Origin of the sequence: Streptomyces sp. CB01249 (assembly GCF_001905735.1) — a bacterium.
Classification (GTDB): Bacteria; Actinomycetota; Actinomycetes; order Streptomycetales; family Streptomycetaceae; genus Streptomyces.
The window spans coordinates 777,242-801,900 of record NZ_LISW01000001.1 but is presented as its reverse complement, the minus strand read 5'-3'; the positions used below and the strand labels follow the sequence as shown (position 1 = coordinate 801,900).

The 24,659-nt window shown below is 72.4% G+C and carries 23 protein-coding genes; 6 read left to right on the top strand and 17 right to left on the bottom strand.

The features are described from left to right. Positions 1-42: 42 nt before the first annotated feature. From AMK18_RS03380 to AMK18_RS03370, 3 genes are read right to left on the bottom strand one after another with little or no spacing between them, the layout of a single operon-like run. A complete protein-coding gene (locus tag AMK18_RS03380; RefSeq protein ID WP_073861574.1) occupies positions 43-2,142 on the bottom strand; it encodes a dipeptide ABC transporter ATP-binding protein in 2,100 nt (699 codons plus the stop codon). Next, on the bottom strand, positions 2,139-3,062 hold the full coding sequence (locus AMK18_RS03375) for an ABC transporter permease (RefSeq protein WP_073861573.1): 924 nt from the start codon (positions 3,060-3,062) through the stop codon (positions 2,139-2,141). The genes AMK18_RS03380 and AMK18_RS03375 overlap by 4 nt, the downstream gene beginning before the upstream one ends. A gap of 1 nt (position 3,063) precedes the next feature. Next, positions 3,064-4,047 carry an ABC transporter permease gene (locus AMK18_RS03370; protein ID WP_018100397.1) on the bottom strand — a complete coding sequence of 328 codons (984 nt, stop codon included), beginning with the start codon at positions 4,045-4,047 and terminating at the stop codon, positions 3,064-3,066. A 247-nt stretch (positions 4,048-4,294) separates the two neighbouring features. Here AMK18_RS03370 and AMK18_RS03365 point away from each other — a divergent pair, with 247 nt between their 5' ends. Continuing rightward, entirely contained in the window at positions 4,295-5,359 is a 1,065-nt protein-coding gene (locus AMK18_RS03365) for a lipoate--protein ligase family protein (RefSeq protein WP_073861572.1), read from the top strand. Here the strand turns inward: AMK18_RS03365 and AMK18_RS03360 are convergent. Both AMK18_RS03360 and AMK18_RS03355 read right to left on the bottom strand, forming a co-directional pair. Further along, positions 5,356-6,831: an amidase gene (locus AMK18_RS03360; RefSeq protein ID WP_073861571.1), complete on the bottom strand. Its 1,476-nt coding sequence runs from the start codon at positions 6,829-6,831 to the stop codon at positions 5,356-5,358. The genes AMK18_RS03365 and AMK18_RS03360 overlap by 4 nt on opposite strands. A 113-nt stretch (positions 6,832-6,944) precedes the next feature. Next, complete coding sequence (locus AMK18_RS03355; RefSeq protein WP_018100400.1) at positions 6,945-7,286, bottom strand: hypothetical protein; 342 nt, start codon at positions 7,284-7,286, stop codon at positions 6,945-6,947. Between the two features lie 276 nt (positions 7,287-7,562). Between AMK18_RS03355 and AMK18_RS03350 the strand changes: the two genes are divergently transcribed. Continuing rightward, entirely contained in the window at positions 7,563-8,336 is a 774-nt protein-coding gene (locus tag AMK18_RS03350; protein ID WP_018100401.1) for a hypothetical protein, read from the top strand. Here AMK18_RS03350 and AMK18_RS03345 read toward each other — a convergent pair. The 8 genes from AMK18_RS03345 to AMK18_RS03310 form a co-directional block, all read right to left on the bottom strand. Further along, on the bottom strand, positions 8,299-9,861 hold the full coding sequence (locus AMK18_RS03345) for an NCS1 family nucleobase:cation symporter-1 (protein ID WP_073861570.1): 1,563 nt from the start codon (positions 9,859-9,861) through the stop codon (positions 8,299-8,301). The genes AMK18_RS03350 and AMK18_RS03345 overlap by 38 nt on opposite strands. A 94-nt stretch (positions 9,862-9,955) precedes the next feature. Beyond that, positions 9,956-10,972, bottom strand: a complete 1,017-nt coding sequence (locus AMK18_RS03340) for a TIGR03842 family LLM class F420-dependent oxidoreductase (RefSeq protein ID WP_073861569.1) — start codon at positions 10,970-10,972, stop codon at positions 9,956-9,958. An 11-nt stretch (positions 10,973-10,983) separates the two neighbouring features. Next, positions 10,984-12,384 carry a dihydropyrimidinase gene (gene hydA / locus AMK18_RS03335; RefSeq protein ID WP_073861568.1) on the bottom strand — a complete coding sequence of 467 codons (1,401 nt, stop codon included), beginning with the start codon at positions 12,382-12,384 and terminating at the stop codon, positions 10,984-10,986. Positions 12,385-12,459: 75 nt separating this feature from the next. Further along, positions 12,460-13,743 (bottom strand): aspartate aminotransferase family protein, encoded by a 1,284-nt coding sequence (locus AMK18_RS03330; protein ID WP_073861567.1) that lies wholly within the window; start codon positions 13,741-13,743, stop codon positions 12,460-12,462. Then, on the bottom strand, positions 13,740-14,582 hold the full coding sequence (locus AMK18_RS03325; RefSeq protein ID WP_018100406.1) for a nitrilase-related carbon-nitrogen hydrolase: 843 nt from the start codon (positions 14,580-14,582) through the stop codon (positions 13,740-13,742). The genes AMK18_RS03330 and AMK18_RS03325 overlap by 4 nt, the downstream gene beginning before the upstream one ends. Positions 14,583-14,753: 171 nt before the next feature. Beyond that, positions 14,754-16,022: a hypothetical protein gene (locus AMK18_RS03320; RefSeq protein ID WP_198956934.1), complete on the bottom strand. Its 1,269-nt coding sequence runs from the start codon at positions 16,020-16,022 to the stop codon at positions 14,754-14,756. Positions 16,023-16,164: 142 nt separating this feature from the next. Continuing rightward, positions 16,165-16,545 carry a PPOX class F420-dependent oxidoreductase gene (locus AMK18_RS03315; RefSeq protein ID WP_018100408.1) on the bottom strand — a complete coding sequence of 127 codons (381 nt, stop codon included), beginning with the start codon at positions 16,543-16,545 and terminating at the stop codon, positions 16,165-16,167. Positions 16,546-16,592: 47 nt separating this feature from the next. Continuing rightward, the gene (locus AMK18_RS03310) at positions 16,593-16,862 is read right to left on the bottom strand and encodes a helix-turn-helix domain-containing protein (RefSeq protein ID WP_073861565.1); all 270 of its coding nucleotides are present in this window, start codon (positions 16,860-16,862) and stop codon (positions 16,593-16,595) included. Positions 16,863-16,934: 72 nt separating this feature from the next. Here AMK18_RS03310 and map point away from each other — a divergent pair, with 72 nt between their 5' ends. Beyond that, positions 16,935-17,702 carry a type I methionyl aminopeptidase gene (gene map / locus AMK18_RS03305; RefSeq protein ID WP_018100410.1) on the top strand — a complete coding sequence of 256 codons (768 nt, stop codon included), beginning with the start codon at positions 16,935-16,937 and terminating at the stop codon, positions 17,700-17,702. Here map and AMK18_RS03300 read toward each other — a convergent pair. Then, positions 17,699-18,508: a glycoside hydrolase family 75 protein gene (locus AMK18_RS03300; protein ID WP_073861564.1), complete on the bottom strand. Its 810-nt coding sequence runs from the start codon at positions 18,506-18,508 to the stop codon at positions 17,699-17,701. The genes map and AMK18_RS03300 overlap by 4 nt on opposite strands. 69 nt (positions 18,509-18,577) lie before the next feature. Continuing rightward, on the bottom strand, positions 18,578-20,395 hold the full coding sequence (ggt, locus tag AMK18_RS03295; RefSeq protein ID WP_073861563.1) for a gamma-glutamyltransferase: 1,818 nt from the start codon (positions 20,393-20,395) through the stop codon (positions 18,578-18,580). A 105-nt stretch (positions 20,396-20,500) separates the two neighbouring features. Between ggt and AMK18_RS03290 the strand changes: the two genes are divergently transcribed. The 3 genes from AMK18_RS03290 to AMK18_RS03280 all read left to right on the top strand — a co-directional run bounded on the left by AMK18_RS03290 (position 20,501) and on the right by AMK18_RS03280 (position 23,324). Beyond that, a complete protein-coding gene (locus AMK18_RS03290) occupies positions 20,501-21,244 on the top strand; it encodes a hypothetical protein (protein ID WP_073861562.1) in 744 nt (247 codons plus the stop codon). Positions 21,245-21,282: 38 nt separating this feature from the next. Further along, positions 21,283-22,068, top strand: coding sequence for an AraC family transcriptional regulator (locus AMK18_RS03285; protein WP_073861561.1), 786 nt, complete (start codon positions 21,283-21,285; stop codon positions 22,066-22,068). 83 nt (positions 22,069-22,151) lie between these two features. Next, a complete protein-coding gene (locus tag AMK18_RS03280; protein WP_073861560.1) occupies positions 22,152-23,324 on the top strand; it encodes a 4-hydroxybenzoate 3-monooxygenase in 1,173 nt (390 codons plus the stop codon). Here the strand turns inward: AMK18_RS03280 and AMK18_RS03275 are convergent. Both AMK18_RS03275 and AMK18_RS03270 read right to left on the bottom strand, forming a co-directional pair. Beyond that, the gene (locus tag AMK18_RS03275; protein WP_073861559.1) at positions 23,321-24,100 is read right to left on the bottom strand and encodes a hypothetical protein; all 780 of its coding nucleotides are present in this window, start codon (positions 24,098-24,100) and stop codon (positions 23,321-23,323) included. The genes AMK18_RS03280 and AMK18_RS03275 overlap by 4 nt on opposite strands. Next, entirely contained in the window at positions 24,100-24,564 is a 465-nt protein-coding gene (locus tag AMK18_RS03270) for a hypothetical protein (RefSeq protein ID WP_073861558.1), read from the bottom strand. Before AMK18_RS03270 ends, AMK18_RS03275 begins: the two co-directional genes overlap by 1 nt. Positions 24,565-24,659: the final 95 nt, after the last annotated feature.

The following is a 24,659-nucleotide window of genomic DNA, read 5'->3' as shown; positions in this document are numbered from 1 at the left end:
TTCTGGTTCGAGGGATGGGAAGAACGAGTGGGCGGAGGTGCCTCAGACGGCGTGACAGGCGTACGTGTGGCCGGGCTGCCCCGCCACGGGTGAGGCCGCGGGCCGTTCCGTACGACAGCGCTCGCGCACCTCCTCGCCGGCCAGCCGGTACAGCGGGCACCGGTCCACGAAGACGCAGCCCGCGGGCAGCCGGGCGGCGCTCGGCTGTTCGCCCTCCAGCACCACGCGTTCCCGGGTGCGTTCGCGCTTCGGGTCCGGGACCGGGATCGCGGACAGCAGCGCCTTGGTGTACGGGTGCTTGGGGTCGGCGAACAGCGACTCGGTGTCGCCGGTCTCCACGATGTGGCCGAGATACATCACGGCGATCCGGTCGGAGACGTACCGGACGACGGCCAGGTCGTGGGCCACCACCAGGTAGGCCAGGCCGAGTTCGCGCTTGAGCCGGGTCAGCAGGTTGATCACGCCCGCCTGCACGGAGACGTCCAGGGCGGAGAGCGGTTCGTCCAGGACGAGGAGCCTGGGCTGGGTCGCGAGGGCCCGGGCGATCCCGACGCGCTGGCGCTGGCCGCCGGAGAGCGCGGCCGGGAAGCGGTCGCTCATCGCCTCGTCCAGGCCGACCAGGGCGAGGAGTTCGCGGACCCGGGCCCGGATGGACGCGCGGTCCCGGCCGATCGCGCGCAGGGGCTCGGCGAGCAGTTCGGAGACCGGCAGCCTCGGGTCGAGGGCGCCCATCGGGTCCTGCATCACGATCTGGACGTCCCGGCGCAACTCCCGCAGCCGGGCGGCGGATTCGGCGGACCCCACCTCGGTGCCGGCGATCTCGATCCGGCCGCCCTCGGGCCGCTTCAGGCGCAGGATCTCCAGCAGGGTGGTGGTCTTGCCGCTGCCCGACTCCCCCACCAGGCCCAGGGTCTCCCCGGACCGCAGCTCGAAGCCGACCCCGTTGACCGCGCGCAGCGTGCCGACGCGGCGTTTGAGCACGGCCCCCTTGGTGACCGGGAAGGTCTTCACCAGGTCCTCGACCCGGAGCACCACGTCCCCGGCGGACGCGTCGCCCCTGGAAGGCCCGGAAGGCCCGTCCGGCTCCGCCGCCGCCGCGCCGCCCGCCGGATCGAGCGACCCGGCGGCGATCTCGTCCGCGCGCAGGCAGGCCACGTCGCCGTGCCCGGTGACCGCGCGCAGGGCGGGCTCGTCCGTGCGGCAGGCGTCGAGCGCCACGGCGCACCGGCTCGCGAAGGGGCAGCCGGCCGGGAGGTCCACCAGGGCGGGCGGTTCGCCGCCGATCGGGACGAGGGGGCGGCGTACCCCGCTGTCCACCGTGGGCACGGCGGCCAGCAGGCGCGCGGTGTACGGCATCATGGGCCGCGCGAACAGCTCGTCCACGCCCGCCCGCTCCACGAACCGGCCCGCGTACATGACGGCCACGTCGTCCGCGTGGCCCGCGACGACGCCGAGGTCGTGGGTGATGAGGACGAGCCCGGCGCCGGTCTCCTTCTGCGCGAGGCGGAGCACGTCCAGGATCTGTGCCTGCACGGTGACGTCGAGCGCGGTGGTCGGTTCGTCGGCGACCAGGACGGACGGTTTGTTGGCGATGGCCATCGCGATGACGACGCGCTGGCGCATGCCGCCGGAGAACTCGTGCGGGAAGGAGGCCGCGCGGGCGCGCGGGTCCGGGATGCCGACGAGGTCGAGGAGCTGGACGGCCTGTTCCCAGGCGGCCCGCTTCGTCAGGTCCTGGTGGACGCGCAGGGCATCGGAGAGCAGCCGGCCCACGGTGAAGATCGGGGTGAGCGCGGAGAGCGGGTCCTGGAAGACCATGCCGATGGAGTTGCCGCGGATCGCGGACAGCTCCTTGTCGGTGAGGCCGACCAGGTCCCGGCCGCCGAGGAGCACCTGTCCGCCGGTCGCGGCGCTGGGCGGGAGGAGGCCCATGATGCCCATGGCGGTGGCGGACTTGCCGGAGCCGGACTCGCCGACGATGCCCAGGGTGCGGCCGGGCAGCAGGTCGAAGCCGATGCCGCGCACCGCCTCCACGGGGCCCGCCTCGGACGGGAAGGTGATGCGCAGGTCGCGCACCGAGAGGACCGGGGTGACGGCGTCGCCGGGCGGCGGGGTGGTGGGCAGGGTCGTCGCGAGGGTCATCGTCGGCCTCCTGCCGCACCGGTCGTGGATGTGGGGTCGAGGGCGTCGCGCAGCCCGTCGCCGACGAAGGTCATCGAGACGGTGAGCAGGACGACCAGGCCCGCGGGGAAGGCGAACAGCCAGGGCGCGCTGGTGACGGTGTTCGCCCCGTCGGCGAGCATCGTGCCGAGCGAGACGTCCGGGGTCTGGACGCCGAAGCCGAGGAAGGACAGCGCGGTCTCGCTGAGGACGGTCGCCACGACGCCCAGGGTCAGGTTGACGATGAGCAGCGAGCCGAGGTTGGGGATGATGTGGCGCAGGATGATGCGGGCCGGGCTCACCCCCATGAACTCGGCGGCCGTGATGTAGTCCCGCTCCCGCAGCGAGGTCGAGACGGACCAGATGACCCGTGCGGTGGACATCCAGCCGAACACCGTCAGGACGACGATGAGGACCCGCCAGTCACCGGCGAGCCGGTGGGAGACCAGGGCGAGGATGAGGAAGGAGGGGACGACCAGCAGGAAGTGGATGACGGCGAGGGTCACCTTCTCCACCCGCCCGCCGAAGTACGCGGCGCTGGAGCCGATGACCGCGGCGACGACGATGGTCAGGACGGAGACGCTGACCGCGATGACCAGGGAGCGCCGCAGCCCGTGCACGGCGGAGGCGTAGATGTCGTTGCCGCCCTGGTTGGTGCCGAACCAGTGGGCGCCGCTCGGTGGCTGGGTGAGCGCGGCGAAGTCGGCGTCCGAGTAGGCGTACGGGGTGAGGAGTCCGCCGAACACGCTGAACAGCACGAGGAGGACGAAGATCGCCACCCCGGCGACGGCGAGCCGGTTGCGCAGGAATCGGCGCGCGTAGAGTCGGACGAGACCGGAGCCGGTGTGCCGGGTTGCCGCTGCCGGGACGGGCTTGATGAGTTCCGTCGGTTGTACGCCCATGTCAGCTCACCCTCACCCGGGGGTCGAGGAAGACGGTGGCGATGTCCGCGAGGATCGCGCCGACCGCGGTCAGGGCGGCGGCGAAGGCGGCCGTGGCGACGGTGCCGTGGATGTCGTTCTTGCTGATGGTCTGGATGAAGTAGCGGCCCATGCCGTTCCAGCCGAAGATCGTCTCGGTGATGACGGCGCCGGTGAAGATCGCCGGGATGCTGAACGCCACGGAGGTCGCCGTGGGGATGAGCGCGGTACGCAAAGCGTGCCGGCGGATCGCCTTGGCGCGGGTGAGTCCGGTGGCCCTCGCGGTGCGGACGTAGTCGGCGTTGAGGGTGTCGAGCAGCAGCGAACGCTGCGTCAGGTGGTAGCCCACGTAGCCCATCAGGGTCAGGGTGAGGGTGGGCAGGATCAGGTGGAGCGCGCGGTCGCCGAGGGTGGGGAGCAACCCTTCGACGTTCGGCGAGTTCTCGCCCGCGACGTAGAGGAAGTGCAGCCCGGCGTGCTGGTTGAGCCAGATCGCGACGAAGACCACGGCCAGCGCGGCCACCGAGGTGGGCACGTTGAACACGGCGATGGAGACGGCCTGCGAGACCCGGTCCGCCCAGCCGTACTGCCGGGACGCCGTCCAGACGCCCAGGGTGACGCCGATGAGGACGGAGAGGAGCGTCGCCATGACGACCAGCTCGGCGCTGACCAGCGAGCGGTAGCCGATCTCGCCGTTGACGGAGACACCGGTGGGCGACATGCCCCAGTCGAAGCGGGTGACGACGGCGGTGAGCCAGTCCCACCAGCGCTGCACGACCGGCACCGACGGGTCGAGGTTGTACGGAGCGAGCGCCCGGTCGATCTGGGCCTCGGTGCGGACGGGCCGCAGTTCCTTGAAGTTCGACCGGGGGTCCAGGAACCAACTGGCCAGGAAATAGGTGGCGTTGGTCGCCACCACGATCATCAGGAGCCAGCCCGCCGCCTTGCGCGTCACATGGCGCAGCACGGGTGGCACCTCCTCGCGCACAAGGGACGCGCCGTGCGGGCGCAGGGTCTGGGGGGCGTATGCATGCGCGGTGGTGCTTTCTGGGGGGGTCGGGAAAACGTTGCACAGACGTGCGAACGTCAGTCTGGTGCGGGCTCCGGGGCCGGCACCAGACCGGGAGCCGTCCCGCCACGACCTCGCAATACCGCCGTAGCAAACGGGCCGGACTGATCATGTTTTGTACGTATGCGGAAGTGGAGGCAGGGCTGTGCACGGTGAGTACAAGATCCCCGGCGGCAAGCTGGTCGTGGTGGACCTGGAGGTCGAGGGAGGCGCGCTGCGGGGCGTCCGGGTCGCCGGTGACTTCTTCCTGGAGCCGGACGAGGCGATCCTCGCGATCGACGCGGCACTGGAGGGCGCCCCGGCGACCACCGACACGGTGGCCCTCGCGGCCCGGATCGACGCGGCGCTGCCGGAGTCGACGGTGATGCTCGGGCTCACCTCGGAGGGCGTCGCCGTCGCCGTACGCCGGGCGCTGGCGCACGCCACGGAGTGGAGCGACTACGACTGGCAGCTCATCCACGACGCCCCGCAGTCCCCGGCCCTGCACATGGCCCTGGACGAGGTCATCACGGCGGAGGTGGCGGCGGGGAGGCGCCCGCCGACGCTGCGGGTGTGGGAGTGGGACGCCCCTGCGGTGATCATCGGGAGCTTCCAGTCGCTGCGCAACGAGGTGGACGCGGAGGGCGTCGAGCGCCACGGCGTCACGGTCGTCCGGCGGATCTCCGGGGGCGGCGCGATGTTCGCGGAGCCGAGCAGCACCATCACGTACTCCCTCGCGGTGCCGCAGTCCCTGGTCTCCGGGCTCTCCTTCGCGGACAGTTACGCGTACCTGGACGACTGGGTGCTCGAAGCGCTCGGGGACATGGGCATCAAGGCCTGGTACCAGCCGCTCAACGACATCGCCACCGAGGTCGGCAAGATCGCCGGGGCCGCGCAGAAGCGCGTGGTCGGCCCGGACGGCGGCCCGGGCGCCGTGCTGCACCACGTGACCATGTCGTACGACATCGACGCCGACAAGATGCTGGAGGTGCTGCGCATCGGCAAGGAGAAGATGTCGGACAAGGGCACGAAGAGCGCCAAGAAGCGGGTGGACCCGCTCCGCCGGCAGACCGGCCTGCCGCGCCAGGCCGTCATCGAGCGCATGATCGAGTCCTTCCGCAACCGGCACGGGCTGACCCGGGGCGAGGTGACCCCGGAGGAGCTGGCCCGGGCGGAGGAACTGGTCCGTACGAAGTTCTCGAACGAGGAGTGGACCGCCCGGGTGCCCTAACCCAGGGGCGGCGGTCGGTGGTCCTGCCAGCGCAGCTCCGCCTCCAGCTGGGCCGCCAGCGAGACGAGGCGTTCCTCGCTGCGCGACGGGCCGAGGAGCTGGGCGCCGACCGGGAGGCCGTCCGGGGTGAAGCCCGCCGGGACGTTGACGCCGGGCCAGCCCAGCACGTTCCACGGCCAGGCGTACGGGCACGCCTCGGTCATCGCCACATCGGTGCGCCAGGCGCTCAGCCCGTCGAACCGGCCGATCCGGGGCGGCGGCATCGCGGTCGTCGGGGTCAGCAGCACATCGAATCCGGCGCCGCCGCGTCCGTGGTGGAACAGCGCCCCGATCCGCCGGTGCTGGTGCATCTCGCGCGCCCGGGCGGCCCGCACCACCCTGCCGCCCAGCCGGGTGCCGGTGCGCAGCGCGCTGCGGGTGCGCGCGTCCAGGAGCGCCGGTTCGGGGTGCAGGGCGGCGAGCTCGGCGATGCCCGCGGTGGCGCGGGGCACGAAGCCGAGGCCGATGAGCCCGTAGCGCGGCCGGGCCTCCACCACGTCGTGGCCGAGCCGGGCCAGCGCCTCCGCGAGCGCGGTGACCGCGCGGCGCACGTCGGGGTGGGGTGCCGTGCCGGTGAGGGTGAGCGGGGGCCGCCAGGCGAGCGCGATGCGCAGCCGGCCCGGGTCGCGGCGGGCCGCGGCGGAGGCGTCGACCGGCGGCGGGCGGTGCGGGTCCTCGGGGTGCGGGCCCGCGACGGCGTCGAGGAGGAGGGCGGCGTCCTCGACGGTCCTGGCCAGCGGTCCGTTGACGGTGAGGCCCTGGAAGGCGTCGCTGTGCGGGTGCACGGAGATCCGGCCGCGCTGCGGTTTGATGCCGACCAGGTGGGTCCAGGCGGCGGGGATGCGGACGGACCCGGCGCCGTCCGAGCCGAGGGCGGCGGGCACGAGACCGGCGGCGACGGCGGCGGCCGAACCGCCGGACGAGCCGCCGGGGGTGTGGTCCGTGTGCCAGGGGTTGCGGGTGGCGCCGAACGCGGCGCCCTCGGTGAACGGCCACTGGCCGAGCTCGCAGGAGTTGGTCTTGCCGACGATCACGGCTCCGGCCGCGCGCAGCCTGCGCACGGCCTCGCTGTCGGCGCTCGCCGCCGCCCGGTCCCCGGCGCAGCCGAAGTGGGTGGGCATCCCGGCGACGTCCGTGTCGTCCTTCACCGCGACGGGCACCCCGAGCAGCGGCAGCCGCTCCCCCGCCGCGAGTCTGCGGTCGGCCTCGGCGGCCTCGGTGAGCGCGGCTTCGGCGCGCAGGTGGCGGAAGGCGTTGAGGGTGCCCTGGCTCGCCTCGATCCGGGCCAGCGCGGCGGTGACGAGCGCGGTGGAGGTGGTCCGGCCGTCCGCGAGGGCCCGCACGCTGTCGGCGAGCCCGCGCGGGGCGGGGTCCGGGGTGTCCCGGTCGGGTACGGGGTCTTCGGCCGTTCGGGTGGCCGGGGCTGAGGACATGGGCGGCTCGCCTCCTCGTACCGTCAGGTGCGCACGTACACCTGTCCGCGCGAACGGACTTACTGGAGGGTAACGAGTGGGCGCGCCGCCCTCAACCGTTGGGGCGGAGCTCCTTACGGCCGGACGCTGATCCCGCCGATGCCCGTGCCGAGCCCGGCGCAGTGCGCGGTGGACTGGCCGGACTGGCCCGGGGCGAGGGTGACGTGCTCGCCGTCCACGTCGGGCGACCAGCCGCAGACCAGGTGGACCCAGAAGGTCTGGGTGGTGGAGCCGTTGTTCCGGCACAGCGCGTAACCGGTGTAGTCGTCCACGGCGTGCTTGCCGGTGTCGCAGGACAGGCCGGGCGGCGTGGCGGAGGCCGGGGCCGCGACGGCGAGACCGCCCGCCACGGCGAGGGCCGTGGCCAGGCCGGTGGCGGCGGCGCGGCGGGACAGGCTCCCCAGGGTCTTCTTCATGGTGCCCTTTCGGTGGTGACCGCCCGTGACCGCAGGGGCGGCACGCGCGCGGTCGCGTTCGGCTCTGGCGGGCGGATGCCGGAGCGGGCCGCCCGCGGTCTGCCTAACCCGGGAATGCCGGGAAACGTCACGCTGTGTAGACGCCGCCGGGCGTGCCGTGCGCCGAACGGGCGGCGTTCACTCCCCCGGCGTACGCTCGACTGGTCCGGACCGCAGTCGTCCGGAAGCCCCCCCCCACGACTCTTCGCACCGAACTCTTCGCACCGAGGAGGCGACGTGACCGGTTCACTACTCGGCACCCGCCCGGCCGTGTGGGCCGCCGCGTTCCTGATGGGCGCCGGTGCTGCCGGCGCCCTCGGCGGCGTGGCCCATGCGGAGGACATCGACCATCTCACCGCCCAGCAGATCGCCGACCGCTCCCGGGACGCGCTGCTCGGCGCGGAGTCCCTGCACGTGTCCACGCGGGGCGACCTCGGCAAGGGCACCCCGTCCATGTCCCTGGACCTGGCCGTGGACCGGCACGGGAACTGCAACGGCTCGGTGGACCTGGGCCGGAGCCAGGGCAAGGTGCTGATCGTCAAGCGCGGGGACGACGTGTGGCTGAAGCCGGACGCGGACTTCTGGAAGAACCAGGTGCCGAACGGCGGTTCGGCCTTCGCGGCGATCGTCGGCGACCGCTATCTGAAGGCGCCCGCCGACAGCCCCCGGCTGCGCGGCCTGACGAAGGCGTGCGACCTCAACACCTTCCAGAAGCTCGTCAGCGACAACGCGAACGACGACACCGGCACCCTCAACAAGGGCCCGAAGACCACCATCGACGGCGACTCCGTGGTGCCGCTGACCCGGATGCGCGGCGACATGACGCTGACCGTGGACGTGGCCGCGACGGGCAAGCCCTATCCGCTGCGGCTCTCGTTGCACGGCGGGGACGGCACGGACGCGGTGGTCAACCTCTCGGACTTCGACCAGCCGGTACCGAAGAACACGCCGTCGCCCGCCGACTCGTACGACGTCAGCGCGCTGCTGAGCCGGACCTCCGCTCCGACGTGACGCCCGCCATCAGTGCCACGTACACGGGGAGCGAGGCGGCGAGGCCGACCGCCCAGCCGTAGTCCGCGAGCGGCTTCAGGAACGGGATGACGCCGTCCGAGGGGAACGGCCCCTCCCCCGGCTTCGAGTGGGAGCCGCCGATCGCGAGGACACCGCCGACCGCGAAGGCGGCGACGGCCCGCCAGTTCCAGCCGCCCGTGTACCAGTAGCGCCCGCCGGGCCGGTAGAGGTCGGCGAGGTCGAGCACGGTGCGGCGGACGATCCAGTAGTCGGCGATCAGGATGCCCGCCACCGTACCGAGCAGCCCGCCGACCAGGCCGAGCCAGGTGAAGATGTACAGCTCGGGCGTCTCGGTGAGCTTCCACGGCATGATGACGACGCCGACGACCCCGGTGATCAGCGCGCCCGTACGGAAGCTGATGAGCTTCGGCGCGAGGTTCGCCAGGTCGTACGCGGGTGAGACGACGTTGGCCGCGATGTTGACGGAGATCGTCGCGACCAGGACGGTCACCAGGGCGTAGAGGAGTCCGAAGACGTTGTCGGTGTGCGCGACCAGCTCGACCGGGTCCCAGACGGCCTTCCCGTAGACGGCCTGCGAGCCGGAGGTGACGAGCACCGAGAGCAGCGCGAACAGGGTCATCGTGGTCGGCAGTCCGAGCGACTGGCCCCGGATCTGGGCGCGTTGGCCCGCGCCGAAGCGGGTGAAGTCCGGGATGTTCAGGGAGAGCGTGGCCCAGAAGGCGATCATGCCCATCAGCGACGGGAAGAAGACGGGCCAGAAGTCCTTGCCCCAGCCCAGCTCCGACGGCTGGTCGAGCAGCGGCCCGAAGCCGCCCGCCTTCACCGCGACCCACACCAGGAGCACCACCGCGCCGACGATGACGAAGGGCGCCGCCCAGTTCTCGAACCGGCGCAGCGCGTCCATCCCCCGGTAGATGATGGCGAGTTCGAGCGCCCAGAAGAGCACGAAGCACAGCCAGAGCGTCCAGGGCTGCCCACCGATCTCGGACGCCTCGGCCCAGCCGCCGAACACCTTGCCCAGCAGCGTGAAGATGCCGACGCCGCCGATCCAGGTCTGGATGCCGAACCAGGCGCAGGCGACGGCCGCCCGGATCAGGGCCGGGAGGTTGGCGCCGCGCAGCCCGAACGAGGCCCGGGCCAGCACCGGGAAGGGGATGCCGTACTTGGGCCCGGCGTGGCCGGTGAGCAGCATGGGCCCGAGCACGATCAGGTTGGCGAGCGCGATGGTGAAGACGGCCTGCTTCCAGTCCATGCCGAGCGCGACGAGACCGGAGGCGAGCAGCCAGGACGGGATGTTGTGCGCCATCCCGACCCAGAGGGCGGTGAAGTTGTACGTGGTCCAGACGCGCCGCGCCAGGGGGACGGGCAGCAGGTCGGCGTTGACGAAGCGGTTGTCGTCGGGGGCTGCGCCGGGGGCGAGTTCGACGCGGTCGGAGGTGTGGGAGGCGTCGGCCGGTATGGGTTCCGGCGAGGAGGACGGGGAGGGATGTGCGGTCGATGTCATGGCGGCTGGACCCTTCGCTCGGGGCGGTGCCGTGCGGGGCGGGGCGCGGGGGGTTTTCGCGTGCGACCGGGGGTGTGTTCGACCGTGGGGGCGGTCAGTCGGTGAGGGCGGGGATGACGGCGGAGCCGTAGGTGTCGATGGTGGCTTCGCGGGCGTCGTGCATGTTGTACACCGCGAACTGGTCGACGCCCAGACCCTTGAGGTGTCTCAGCTTCTCGACGTGGGCGGCGGCCGGGCCGAGCAGGCAGAAGCGGTCCACGATGGCGTCGGGGACGAACGCGGTGTCGGGGTTCCCGGTGCGCCCGTGGTGGCTGTAGTCGTAGCCCTGCCGGTCCTTGATGTACGCGGTGAGCTCGTCCGGGACCAGGCCCGAGTGCTCGCCGTACCGGGCGACGAGGTCGGCGACGTGGTTGCCGACCATGCCGCCGAACCAGCGGCACTGGTCCCGGGCGTGGGCCAGCGCCTCGGGCGAGTCGTCGTCGGTGACATAGGCGGGGGCGGCGACGCAGATGGTGACGGAGTCCGGGTCGCGTCCGGCCCCGGCCGCCGCGTCCCGGACCGCCTTGATCATCCACTCGGTGAGATACGGGTCCGCGAGCTGGAGGATGAAGCCGTCGGCCTTCTGCCCGGCGAGCGCGAGGGCCTTGGGGCCGTAGGCGGCCATCCAGACGGGGAGCTTTCCGTCCTTGATCCAGGGGATGCGGATGGGGTTGCCGTCCACCTCCGCCTCGCGGCCCTCCGCCAGGTCGCGGATGACGTCGATGGCCTCACCGAGCCGGGCCAGGGTGTTGGGCGGGCGCCCGGCGACGCGCATCGCGGAGTCGCCCCGGCCGATCCCGCACACGGTCCGGTTGCCGTACATGTCGTTGAGGGTGGCGAAGGTGGAGGCGGTGACCTCCCAGGTGCGGGTGCCCGGGTTGGTGACCATGGGGCCGACGGTGAGCCGGTCGGTGTGTTCCAGGATGCTGCTGTAGATGACGAACGGCTCCTGCCAGAGCACCGCCGAGTCGAAGGTCCAGCCGTAGCGGAACCCGTTGCGTTCGGCGCGGCGCATCAGGCTGATCACGGCCGATGCGGGCGGGTCCGTCTGGAGGACGAGTCCGAAGTCCATGCCCGTTGCTCCTAGTTCAGGTACTGACAGGTGGCGCGCGGGGTGTAGCTGCCGTGTCCGGCGCGGCCGGTGTACGTGCGGTGGTCGATGACGACCTCGCCGCGCGAGAGCACCGTCTCGACCTGGCCGGTGAGCTGCTTCCCCTCGTACGCCGAGTAGTCGACGTTCATGTGGTGGGTCTCGGCGGACACGGTCTGCCGGGCAGCCGGGTCGTAGACGACGATGTCCGCGTCCGCGCCGGGCGCGATCGTGCCCTTCTTCGGGTAGAGGCCGAACATCCGGGCCGGGGAGGCGCAGGCGATCTCGATCCAGCGGCGGCGCGAGATGTGCCCGTCCACCACCGCCTGGTGCAGCAGGTCCATGCGGTTCTCGACGCCCGGCATGCCGTTGGGGATCTTCGAGAAGTCGCCCCGCCCCCTCTCCTTCTGCCCGGAGAAGCAGAAGGGGCAGTGGTCGGTGGAGACGACCTGGAGCTCGTTGTTGCGCAGCCCGCGCCACAGGACCTCCTGGTGCTCCCGGGGCCGCAGCGGGGTGGAGCAGACGTACTTGGCGCCCTCGAAGTCCGGTTCGGCGAGATTGTCGGTGGACAGGAAGAGGTACTGCGGGCAGGTCTCGCCGAAGACGGGCTGCCCCTTGTGGCGGGCGGCGGCGATCTCGGCGACGGCCTCGTCGGCGGAGACGTGCACCACGTACAGCGGCGATCCGGCGACCCGGGCGAGCTGGATCGCGCGGTGCGTGGCCTCCGCCTCCAGCGCCACCTTGCGTACGTCGCCGTGGTAGCGGGGGTCCGTGCGGCCGGAGGCGAGGGCCTGCTCCACCAGGACGTCGATGGCGATGCCGTTCTCCGCGTGCATCATGATCAGGCCGCCGTTGGACTCGGCCCGCTGCATGGCGCGCAGGATCTGCCCGTCGTCGCTGTAGAAGACACCGGGGTAGGCCATGAACAGCTTGAAGGACGTGATGCCCTCGCCGACCAGGAGGTCCATCTCCTTGAGCGAGGACTCGTTCACGTCCGCGAGGATCATGTGGAAGGCGTAGTCGATGGCGCAGTTGCCGTCCGCCTTGGCGTACCAGGCGTCCAGGCCCTCGCGCAGGGAGCGGCCGACGGACTGGATGGCGAAGTCCACGATGGTGGTGGTGCCGCCCCAGGCCGCGGCGCGGGTGCCGGTCTCGAAGGTGTCGGCGGCGTAGGTGCCGCCGAACGGCATCTCCATGTGGGTGTGCGCGTCGACGCCGCCCGGGATGACGTACTTGCCGGTCGCGTCGATGGTCCGGGCCGCGGTCCAGCCGGCCGCCTCGTCGCTGTCGTGGGCGGCGAGCGCGGCGATCCGGCCGCCGTCGACGAGGACGTCCGCGTGCATCTCGTCCGACGCGGTGACGACCAGGCCGCCGCGGATGACGGTACGGCTCATGGGTACCCCTCCTCGTTGTACGGGTGGAACGCGGGTGCGAGGGTCCGGCCCCCGCACCCGCGCGGTTGCCGGCGCTCAGCCCACGGTGCGCAGCGCGTCGGCGAGGATGTCCGCGCCCTCTTCCGCCTCGGGGATGGCGAGCGAGAGCGGCGGGGCGATCCGCAGGACGCTGGTGTTGTGGCCACCGCCCTTGCCGATGAGCAGGCCGCCCTCGCGCGCCGCCTCCAGGACGGCCGCGGCCGCTTCCGGGTCGGCCTCGTCGGTGCCGGGTTTCACGAGCTCGATCCCGATCATCAGGCCCCGGCCGCGCACCTCGCGGACCCGCTCCGAGGTGGCGCCGATCGCGCGCAGCCGCTCGATGAGCAGGCCGCCGACGCGGCGGGCGTTGCCCTGGAGGTCGTGTTCCAGGAGGTACGCGAGGTTGGCGAGGCCGGCCGCCATGGTGACCGGGGAACCGCCGAACGTCGAGATGGAGTTGGCGTCCAGGCAGTTCATGACCTCGGCGCGGGCGACCACCCCGCCGATGGACATTCCGTTGCCGATGCCCTTGGCGAAGGTGAGGATGTCCGGCGGCCCGTTCTGGGCGTGGGCCTGCCAGCCCCAGAAGTGTTCGCCGGAGCGCCCCCATCCCGTCTGCACCTCGTCGGAGATCCACAGCACGCCGTGCCGGTTCAGCACCTCGCGGAACGCGCCGTACAGCCCGTCCGGCGGTGAGGTGAAGCCGCCGACGCCCTGGATGGGTTCGGCGATCAGGGCGGCCGGGGTGCGGGTGTGGCCGAGCAGGTCCTCCAGGTCCGCGACGCAGGCGGCGGTGAACTCCTCGTCGCTCAGGTGCGCGTAGGGGCCCCGGGTGCGGACGCCGCCGTGCACGTACAGGGTCTGGAGCGGCGAGAGGCTGGTGGGCGACCAGGCGTTGTTGCCGGTGATGGAGACCGCGGAGAAGGACCGGCCGTGGTAGCTGTTGCGCATCGCCAGGATCTGGTTCGACCTGCGGTACGTGGTGGCCAGGAGCAGCGCGGTGTCGTTGGCCTCGGTGCCGGACGTGGTGAAGAAGACCCGGGCGTCCGGAATGCCGGAGAGCGAGGCGACGCGCTCGGCCAGCTCGATCATCGGGCGGTTCAGGTAGAGCGTCGAGGAGTGGATGATCCGGCCGGCCTGCTCGCTGACGGCCTTGGTGACCTCGGGCAGGGCGTGGGCGGTCATGGTGGTGAGGATGCCGCCGAAGAAGTCGAGGTAGCGGTTGCCGTCGGCGTCCCAGACGTGGCGGCCCTCGCCGTGCGTGATCTCCAGCGGGTGGCGGTAGTAGAGGGCCAGCCAGTCGGGGCTGACGGCGAGGTGGCGGTGGTGGAGGCTGCTCACGGCTCGACCAGCCCCTCGTACGCGTCGGGCCGTCGGTCCCGGTAGAACGCCCACTGCTGCCGGACCTCTTCGATGAGCCCGAAGTCCAGGTCGCGGATGAGGAGTTCCTCCTCCTTGTCGCTGGCGACGTCGCCGACGAACTGGCCGCGCGGGTCCACGAAGTAGCTGGTGCCGTAGAAGTCGTTGTCGCCGTACTCCTCCTGGCCGACGCGGTTGATCGCGGCGATGAAGTACTCGTTGGCGACGGCGGACGCGGGCTGTTCCAGCTGCCAGAGGTAGGCGGAGAGGCCGCGCGAGGTGGCGGACGGGTTGTAGACCAACTGGGCGCCGTTGAGTCCCAGTTGCCGCCAGCCCTCGGGGAAGTGCCGGTCGTAGCAGATGTAGACGCCGACCTTGCCGACCGCGGTGTCGAAGACCGGCCAGCCCACGTTGCCGGGTTTGAAGTAGTACTTCTCCCAGAAGCCCTTGACCTGCGGGATGTGGTGCTTGCGGTACTTGCCGAGGTAGGAGCCGTCGGCGTCGATCACGGCGGCGGTGTTGTAGTAGAAGCCGGACTGCTCCAGCTCGAAGACCGGGACGACGATCACCATGCCGGTCTCGCGGGCCAGGTCCTGCATGCGCCGTACGGTCGGGCCGTCCGGCACCGCCTCGGCCCAGCGGTAGTGCTCGGGCTCCTGCACCTGGCAGAAGTAGGGGGCGTTGAACACCTCCTGGAAGCCGATGATCTTCGCCCCCTGCCGGGCGGCCTCGCGGGCGTGCTCCTCGTGCTTGGCGATCATGGATTCGGTGTCGCCGGTCCAGGTCGCCTGGACGAGTGCGGCGCGTACGACGTGGGACATGAGCTGCTCCTTCGACGCGGCGTCAGAGAGCCTCTTCGTGCTTCTTCTACGCCCGTAGACACGTGCGTAGGGGAGAACGTAAGCCCCGTCACACGGCGGGGCAAGACCATCGCCGTGAACCGGCTGAGTCGATCATGTTTCACACCCGTGCGGGCCAGTACCCCGCGCGCCTCAGCCGAGTCCCGCCACGCGCAGGGCATGCTCGACGCCGCGTTCGCGCGCCTCGGACACCGTCCGGGCGGCGGCGAGCAGTTGCGGTACGAGCCGGGGCGGGTCGATCGAAGCGACCCTGGCCGCCTCCTGCGGCGACCGGACCCGGACGAAGGCGCCGAGCAGCGTCTGGGCCAGCGAACCCCGGCCGGCCCGGTCGAGGGCGGTCGCGGCCTCGGCGATCTCGGCGGCCGGACGGGCGACGCCCTGCCGCAGCAACTGCCCGCAGTCCTCGGTCCGGCCCGCCGCCGCCAGCGCGTCCACGGCGGCCGCGAGCCCGTCCGGGGGCAGCGAGGCGACCTCCCACAGCAGGGTGGCCCAGTCGGCGCCGAGCCCGGCCCGGTGCAGCTCGACGGCGAGGAGCGGCAGCCGGTGTCCGGGGAGGGCCGCCGCCTCGCAGAGCACGGCGTGCGCCTCGCCGCTGCGGCCCTCGGCGCGCAACCGGAGCAGCGCGCCCACGACCGCCTGCGCGGTGCGGAGCGCGGCCGGGTCGGGTGAGGCCGCGGGCTGCTCGGTGCCGGGTGCGGCGGGCGCTCCGCCGAAGCGGGCGCCGCGCGGTGAGGCGGCCGGTGCGGCGGGCAGCACGGGCGCCCTGTCCGCGCCGCCGTCCTCGGCCTCCAGACCCGCGAACCGGGCCCCGGTCGCCTTCCGCTTCCGGGCGGGCGGGGTTGCGGTGGGCGCGGGCTGCGGTTCCGGTTCCGGGTCAGCGGGCCTCGCGGGGGCCGCCGTCGCCGTTCCGAACCGGTCCGGGGTGCGGGAGACGGCCGCCAGGCGGCTGCGGAGTTCGGCGCAGCGGGCCGAGGCGCGGGCGTGGTCGTCGCGGGCCCAGGCGAGTGCCGCCCCGTCGCCGTCGCCGCTCCCCCGGGCCGCCCGCAGCCGCTCGGCGGCGTACTCCTGCTCGCGCAGCATGAGGCCGAGCCGTTCCACGAGGCGGGCGCGGCCGCCTGGGCGGCGGTCCAGGCTGAGGGCGCAGTCCGCGTGGAGCCGGGCGGCACGCGCCGACGCCTGTTCCGCGTACGCGCTCCCCCGCGCCTCCGCAAGGTCCGCGAACAGCGCCTCCATCACGTCCCAGGGCGGCAGCTCCGCCCCGTCCAGGCAGGCGTCCATTCCCACGGGGTCACGGCGGCGGAAAACTCCGTACCACCCCCGCCCGGGATCGAGCAGCGCCACCAGCTCGCGCAGATGACCCGCGAAGTCCCGTACCGATACCACCTCTTGATGCACCGTCACCGTCGCCTTCGGCCGCCGTCGCCCGGAACCCTCCGGTGCGGGGCATTCGACCGCAGGCGTGTTACGGGACGGCTACGCGCGCTTTGCGGGTGCGAGGCGGGCGGGGCGAGCCTTCGACGCCCGGCCCGGACCGGCGCGGGGCTCAGAGTGTGATGGAGATCCCGGTGTGCGGGCGCTTGCCGAGGCGGACGATCATCGCCGGGTAGTCGAGCAGCCAGTACTTCCAGGTGTACTTGCGGCCGATGGCCCGGCGCACGGCGGCCGTCTCGCGCTCGTCGAGCAGCCGGGCGGTGCCCTCGGCGCTCGGGGCGCCCTCCTCGGTCCGCCCGCGCACATCGCAGACGGTGACCCGGACCCGGGTGTCGTTGCGCAGGCGCTTGACCTTCCAGGAGTCGGTCTTGGTCCAGACGAGCAGCTTCCCGCCGTCGACCGCCGCCCAGACGGGGGTGGCGACGGGGGTGCCGTCCTTGCGGTACGTGGTCAGGCTGACGTACTCGCTGCGCGCGAAGTCCTGGAGGCTCATGGCCCCCAGACTATGCGCGCGGGCGCAAGCGGGGCGCGAGCAGGGCGCTATCCGGCGAGCGGCACCGCAGCCGGTTCCGGGGCGCAGCGCAGCAGGAGTTCGTCCATGGAGAGGCCGAGCGCGCTCGCGAGGGCGGCGACGGTGAAGAACGCGGGGGTGGGGGCGCGGCCGGTCTCGATCTTCCGCAGGGTCTCGGCGGAGATTCCGGCGTGGGCGGCGATCTCGGTCATGGAGCGGGGGCCGCGCGCCTCGCGCAGCAGCAGACCGAGCCGTTCGCCGCGCAGGCGCTCTTCGGGGGTCAGGGGGGTACGGACCATGCCGTCATTCTAATACCGCCCGGACCCCGGCCCCGCTCGGACCGGTATAGTAATTGCGGTATTGTAATTGGCATGGTGCAACTCAAGACGGACACATCCATCGAAGCCATGCGCGCGACCGGCCGCGTCGTCGCCCGCATGCTCACCGCCGCCCGGGAGGCCGCCGAGACCGGCGTCTCGCTGCGCGAACTGGACGAGGTGGCGCGCGGGGTGCTGCGCGAGGCGGGCGCGGGCTCGCCGTTCCTGGGCTACCGGCCGCACTTCGCCCCGGTCCCCTTCCCCGCGGTCATCTGCGCGTCGGTCAACGACGCGATCGTGCACGGCATCCCCACGGACTACCGGCTGCGCGACGGCGACCTGGTCAGCATCGACGCGGGTGCCACGCTGGACGGCTGGGCCGGCGACTCCGCGATCAGCTTCACCGTGGGCCGCGCCCGCCCCGCCGACACCCGGCTCATCGACACCGCGTACAAGGCCCTGGAAGCGGGCATCGCGGCGGCCACCGTGGGCAACCGGATCGGTGACATCGCGCACGCCATCGGCACCGTCTGCCGCGGCGCGGGCTACGGCATCCCCGAGGGGTTCGGCGGCCACGGCGTGGGCCGCGAGATGCACGAGGACCCGGGGGTGCCCAACGAGGGCCGTCCGGGGCGCGGGATGCCGCTGCGCCACGGCATGGTGCTGGCCATCGAGCCGATGCTCATCGGGGGCGGCGTGGACACGTACCGCGCGGACCGCGACGGCTGGACCCTGCGCACGACCGACGGCAGCCGGGCCGCGCACGCCGAGCACACGGTGGCGATCACGGACGACGGCCCGCGCATCCTGACCGCGCTCTAGTCCCCCCGTACGAACGCCTCGGCCAGGGCCCGCCCCGTGCGCACGGCGGCCTCGTGGTCCTCGATCGGTGACACCCGGGAGTCCTTGAACAGGATGTACGTGACCCCGGAGGGCGCGCCGCCGCTGCCCGGGTCCGGGTCGATGCCGAGCGACTTCGCCGTGGCGTACGAGGCTTCGCCGATGATGCGCTCCGGGCCGACGTCGCCGACGACCGCGTACTCCACCTTCTCGCCGTGCACGACGGCGACGACCCCGCCGCCCTGGATGCCGGACCCGGTGTAGTCCCAGACGCCGGAGGGCGCGGGCACGACCACGTACGGCAGCTTCGCCGCGTTCAGCGGGCGGCCGTCCGAGGCGTGGAAGGCGGTGTCGCCGTGGAAGGCGGGGTCGGTGGACGGGTTGCAGGCGGCGGTGACCTGTCCGTCGCAGTCGATGTCCAGGTCGGCCTTCCAGAAGACCGCGTTGTCCGCACCGCACACCGGAACGGTCGGCGAAGTCGCCTCGTCCGTCCGGTACTTGCCGTTCGAGACCTGCTCGCAGGCGGACGCCTTGGCCAGCAGATCGGCCGCCCCGACCCCTGCCCGGTCGCGGGCCGGGGCGGGCTCGGGTCGGGAGCGGTGCGCCCGGGCGGGCGCCCGGTGGACCGGCGCCACCAGGGCGAGCGACATGGCCGGCAGCACGGGCCGGGGTGCCGGAGCGGGCGCGGCGAGGACCGGGTCCCCCGCCACCGCGAGGGTGACGGGGGCCGGGGTGCCCGCGGTGAGCAGTGCGGCACCGGAGGCCGTGACGAGGGCAAGCGTTCGCATGCGCACGGGGGGGGCGCCCTTCTGGCGAGGAGTTGGTCGTGCCGTGCCCCCCCCTGTCCGGTGTGCGGGTCAGGGCCGCCCGCTGGGCCTCACCACCATCGCCGAGCCGCCGCCGCGCCGCTCCTTCTCGGCCGCGGCGAGCCACCGCCCGTCGGGCAGCCGCTGTACGCCGGTCGCCGCGCCGATCTCCGGGTTGAGCTTGAAGACGTGGCCGAGGGATTCCAGCTTCGCCCGCAACGGGCTGTTCCAGAGGGCCGGTTCCAGCTCGGTGGCCGGTGCGTTGCGCTGGCTGGCCCGGGGCGCGGCAATGGCGTCGACCAGCGGGAGCCCCCGGTCCAGCTTGCCGGTCAGCGTCTGGAGCACGGTGGTGATGATGGTCGCGCCTCCGGGCGAGCCGAGGGCGAGGACCGGCTCGCCGTGTCGGAGCACGATGGTCGGCGAGATCGAGGAGCGCGGGCGCTTGCCGGGGCCGGGCAGGTTGGGGTCGTGGACGGCGGGGTCGGCCGGTGCGAAGGAGAAGTCGGTCAGCTCGTTGTTGAGCAGGAAGCCGCGCCCCGGCACGGTGATCCCGCTGCCGCCGGTCTGCTCGATGGTCAGCGTGTACGCGACGACGTTGCCCCACTTGTCGGCGGTCGTCAGGTGCGTGGTGTTCTCACCCTCGTACGTGGTCGGCGCGGCCTTCCCCGTTGACCGGCAGGCCCCGGGGTGGCGCGGGTCGCCCGGGGCGAGCGGGCTGGTGAGCACCGCGTCGTCCTTGATCAGGCATTCCCGCGCGTCCGCGAACCGCTGACCGAGCAGCTGCTTCGTCGGCACGTCCTCGAAGGCGGGGTCGCCGACCCAGCGCCCCCGGTCGGCGAAGGCGATGCGGCTCGCCTCGATGAAGCGGTGCAGATACTGGGCCTCGCTTGCCCGCGAGAGGTCCGTGGACTCCAGGATGTTGAGGGCCTCGCCCACCGTCGTGCCGCCGGACGAGGACGGCGCCATGCCGTACACGTCGAGCCCCCGGTAGTTCACCTTCGTCGGCTCCCGGCGCAGCGCGCGGTAGGAGCGCAGGTCCTTGGCGGTCAGGTCGCCGGGGCGCACCACCCGGTCGGACGCCGGGTCGACGGGCGGGTTGCGTACGGTCCGTACGACGTCCTCGGCGAGTTCGCCCCGGTAGAGCTCGTCCATGCCCTTGCGGCCGACCTCCTCGTAGGTGCGCGCCAGGTCCGGGTTCCTGAGGACCGAGCCGATTTCGGGGAGCTTTCCGCCGGGCAGGAACAGCTTGCGGGTAGCCGGGAAGTCCCGGAACCGCTCCTCGTTGTCGGCCGTCTGCGAGCGGAACGTCTCGTCCACGACGAAGCCGTCCCGGGCGATCCGTTCGGCGGGCTTCAGGACCTGCCGGAGCGACTTGCTGCCCCAGGTGTTCAGGGCGGTGTCCCAGGTGGCGGGCGTGCCGGGGGTGCCGATGCTCAGCCCGCTGGTCACGGCGTCCGCGAAGTCGAGCGGCTTGCCGTTCTCCAGGAAGAGGGAGGAGTCGGCGCTGCGCGGGGCGGTCTCGCGCCCGTCGATGGTGCGGACGGTGTGGCTGCGGGCGTCGTAGTAGACGAAGTAGCCACCGCCGCCGAGCCCCGCGGAGTACGGCTCGGTGACGCCGAGCGCGGCGGCCGTGGCCACGGCGGCGTCGACCGCGTTGCCGCCGTTGCGCAGCACCTCGATACCGGCGGCCGAAGCGTCCGCGTCGACGCTGGACACCGCTCCCCCGTATCCCACCGCGACGGGTGACTTGGGCGGTGGCGCGGGGTCGTGTCCGGGGTGGGCGGACGAGGAGGGGGCGGCGGCCCCGACCGACACGACGGCGGCCAGGATCGCCGCCAACGACACATTTCGCCTGATGGAACGTCGCATGCGCAACCTCCGGTGAAGGATCGTCCGCGCAGGGTAGCGCCGCTCCGCCCGCCCCGTCAGGACCGCCTCGAACTTGAGGCCGAATGCCCGCTAACATGCCCGCCCATGACTGACGACGTACGCAACATCGTGCTGGGCGTGATAGCCGCCGGCATCAGCGCCGCCCTCGGCTGGCTCGCGCGCACCTATCTGTGGCGCCGCAAGCTCCGCCGCAAGCAGGCGTTCTTCGGGCTGCCGGGGAACTCCGAGTGCCTGCTCGTCGTCAACCGCGACGCGGGCGGCGACGGCTCGGTCCACCGTCACGACGTCTTCGCCCTGCTCGAACTGTCCGCGCTGATCAAGGACTGCGAGGCGCACGCCCAGATCCTGTCCCACGACATCGCGCAGCAGGGCATCGGCGAGCGTACGGAGTTCTGCGTCGGCGGCCCGGTGTCGAACCGCCGGATGGCCGCGCACCTGCACTCCCTGCTCCCCGGAGTGCGGATCAACACCGAACCGGAGCCGGGCCCCGACCGGGGCGCCTTCCAGATCGGATCGGAGCGCTACCGGGTCGAGAAGGGCGCCAGCGAGTACGTGCTGCTGGCCCGGCTGACGACCGGTCAGGACGCCAGACCCGTCTTCCTCTTCTGCGGCCAGCAGGCCATCACCAACCAGGCCGCCACCCGCTACCTGGCCCGCAACCACGAACGCCTCGCCCGCAAGCACGGCAACAACACCTTCTGCCTGCTCCTGAAGGTGGTCAACTCCCAGGCGTACGGCCCCGATGTGGTCGAGCTCGTCGCCGACGTCACCCGCGCGGCCCAGGCCCCGGTCCCCGCACCGCGCACCTCGCACCGCGCGGGGGCCTGAGCGGCCGGGTGCGGCGGCTGCCGGTAAACTGATGCCCGATGCCGAAACACCGCCAACCCTCGTCGCCGCCCGCGGACGCGGAGGATCCGATTCTGCAGGGCGGAGCCTGGCTGCCGCACGGTTACCGGCTCGACCCGCACAGCCATCACCAGGGCCAGCTGGTCTACGCCGCCGCCGGAGTGCTGGCCACCACGACGGAGCGCGGCACCTGGGTCGCCCCGGCGGACCGGATCACCTGGACGCCGCCGCGCTTCGCGCACGCGCACCGCTTCTACGGGCAGACCGACGTGCGCCTGGTGTCCGTGCCGCGCGATCTGTGCGCCGGTCTCATCGACCACCCCAGCGTCTTCGCGGTGAGCCCGTTGCTGCGCGAGGCCCTGCTGGCACTCACCGATGAGCCGGAGCGGCGGCCCGGTGCCCACCGGCGCCTCCTCGGCGTGATCGTGGACGAGCTGGCCGATGCCGCGGAGACCTCCCTGCACCTTCCCGAGGCCAGTGACGACCGGCTGCGCGCCGCCACCGACCTCCTGCGCGCGGACCCCGCCCGGCCCGACACCCTGGCCGCGCTGGGCCGGGCGGTGGGGGCCGGGGAGCGCACGCTCAGCCGTCTGTTCCACAGCGAGCTGAGCATGAGCTTCCACCGCTGGCGGACCACCCTGCGGATCCACCACGCCCTGGCGCACCTGACCGACGGAATGTCGGTGACGGAGACCGCGGTGGCGTGCGGCTGGTCCAACCCCTCCACCTTCATCGACGCCTTCACCGACGTCGTCGGCCAGACACCCGGCCGCTACCAGGCGGGGCTCCGCATCCACGGACGCTAGCCCGCTCAAGCCTGGCGGGTTTCCGGTATCAGGAGTCCGGTTACCAGTGGTTTGCGGTCTGCGGGCCTTTCACAGTGGAGTGCATGACTGAGACACACGAGGACACGACCGTCGTCATCATCGGGGCCGGCGTCGCCGGTCTGACGCTCGGCAACTTCCTGCTGCGCAACGGCGTCGACTGCACGGTGCTGGAGAAGCACCCGCGCGCCTACGTCGAGAAGCGGCAGCGCGCCGGAACCATCGACACCTACGGGGTGCGCCTGTTCCGCGCCTGGGGACTCGAAGAGGTCCTGGCGGGCGACCCGATTCCGCACAGCGAGGGCGGTTTCTACCTCGACGGCCACGCGATGCCGGTCGACGTGGACGATGACGACAACGAAAGCATGTACTGCCCGCAGCAGGTTCTGGTGCGCAACCTCACCGAGGTCTTCCTGCGCGAGGGCGGCGACCTGCGCTACGAAGCCGCCGACGTCGCGCTGGAAAACCTCACCGAGGGGCACCCCGTGGTGCGCTACCAGGACGCCGACGGCACCGCGCGGGTGATCCGCGGCGACCACATCGCCGGCTGCGACGGCTTCCACGGCGTCTCCCGCCGCTCCGTCCCCGCCTCCGAACTGACCGAGTACGCCCACGAGTACGGTTACTCCTGGCTCAGCGTCCTGGCCGCCACCGAGACCGAACCCTCAGGGATGGCGATCCACGAACGGGGCCTGGCCGGGATGATTCCCCGAGGCCCCGGGGCCAGCCGCGTCTACCTCCAGTGCGCGGTCGACGACACCCCCGAACAGTGGCCGGACGAGCGCGTCTGGAGCGAGCTGGAGGCCCGCTTCGGCACCCCGCCCGCGCGCGGCGAGATCCTGTCCCGGCAGATCGTCCCGCTGCGCAGCGTGGTGTTCGACCCGATGAGCTACGGCAGCCTCTACCTCCTGGGCGACGCCGCGCACATCGTGCCGCCGATGAGCGCCAAGGGCATCCACCTGGCGCTGCACGACGCCGAGGTCTTCGCCCGCGCGGTGATCCGCCGCGTGAAGGACGGCGACGCGGACCTCCTCGACAGCTACTCGCAGTCCTGCCTGGACCACGTCTGGAACTACCAGGCGTTCGCCAGTTGGATCACCGACCTCATGCACAACGCCGGATACAGCGGCTACGAGGGCGAGTTCAAGAAGCAGATCGCGCGCGCCGAGCTCCAGCGCCAGTTCACCTCCGAGGCGGCGAACCGGCTGTTCAGCGAATTGACCTCCGGTACCAACTAGTCCGCGGGCACGGGGCTCTCGGGCGCGGTGTGCTCGCCGCCGCGCAGCCGCTGACGCAGCCCGCCGAGCATCGGCATGGTCAGCCCGGCGAAGAGGAAGAGGACGGCGAGCCCGCTCAGTGCCGGGCTCGCCGCCTCCTCGACGTCGAGGGACCAGGGGCTGCCGAGTGCGGAGCAGACCAGGTACGACCCCTTGGACACCGTGTAGGCGACGCCCAGCACGGCCGCGACGGCGCACAGGGTGAAACCGGCGCCGGTCCAGGGGCGGGTGGTCCGGGCCCGGCGGGCGGTACGGCCGCACATGAAGGCGAGTTCACCGCAGGTGATCAGGACGTAGGAGAGGTAGACCAGCAGGTAGGCGGTCACGGCCGAGTGGTCGGCGTACGCCGTGGTGAACTCGACGTCCTGGCCGTTCGTGGTGAGGAAGAGCGGGACCATGACGGCCAGGACGACGACCGCCAGGCACACGCGCTGGTACATCGCGGCGCGCAGGTACTCCGGGCGGTAGGCCAGGTCCACCATCGTCATCTGCAGGGCCGCACACCAGAGGATGGCGCAGATGTGCGCCACCAGCTTCCCGGCGTTGTCCAGGCCGGTGACCTCCTCGGCCGTCCTGGCGACCGCGGGGACCGCGAAGAAGACGCCCACCGTGCACACGCCGAATGCGACCGCGATTAACCAGGTGAACACGCGCGGGTGGTGAAGGGCTCTGCGGGCGCAGAGCGCGGTGACGAGCACTCCTGCGACGGTGCAGGCGCCGAATATCATGCCGTCCATCAGAGACCTTCCAGTGCATCGGCCGCGTACTGGGCGGCTTCGGTTTCGGTCCGTCGCCGCCGGGCCCTCTTCGGCCTCTCCGCGCCCGATCCGTCGTCGGGCACGGCGGGGAGGCCGAGGGTCCTGCGCCGGTCCTCCAACTGCGCGATCACTTTGCGGAATTCGCTCTCCGGAAGATCGCCCAGCAGGACGAGCACGCGGCGCGCGAGAGGGTTCTCGAAGGCTTCGAGTGCGGCGAGGTCGTCGTAGCCGGGGTGCGGCAGCAGGTAGGCGGGCGGCACGTCGCCCAGGGCCCGGCACAGGGCCAGGACGGTTTTGATCGTCGGGTTGTCCTGCTGGCCGCCGGCGAGTTTCGCGATGAGCGCGAACGACGTCGTCGCGGGCGGGTCGGGCAGGTCGTCGACCGCCTGCGACAGGGTGCGCGAGACGTAGGCCCTGCCTCGCGCGTCCTTCCGGTGGGCCATCAGCGACTTCAGCTTGTGCGCGAGGGAATGCGGTCGCGCATGCGGCCCTTCGCCGGCAGGGCCCCTTCGGGGCTCTCCCTCGTCACGGCTCGCGC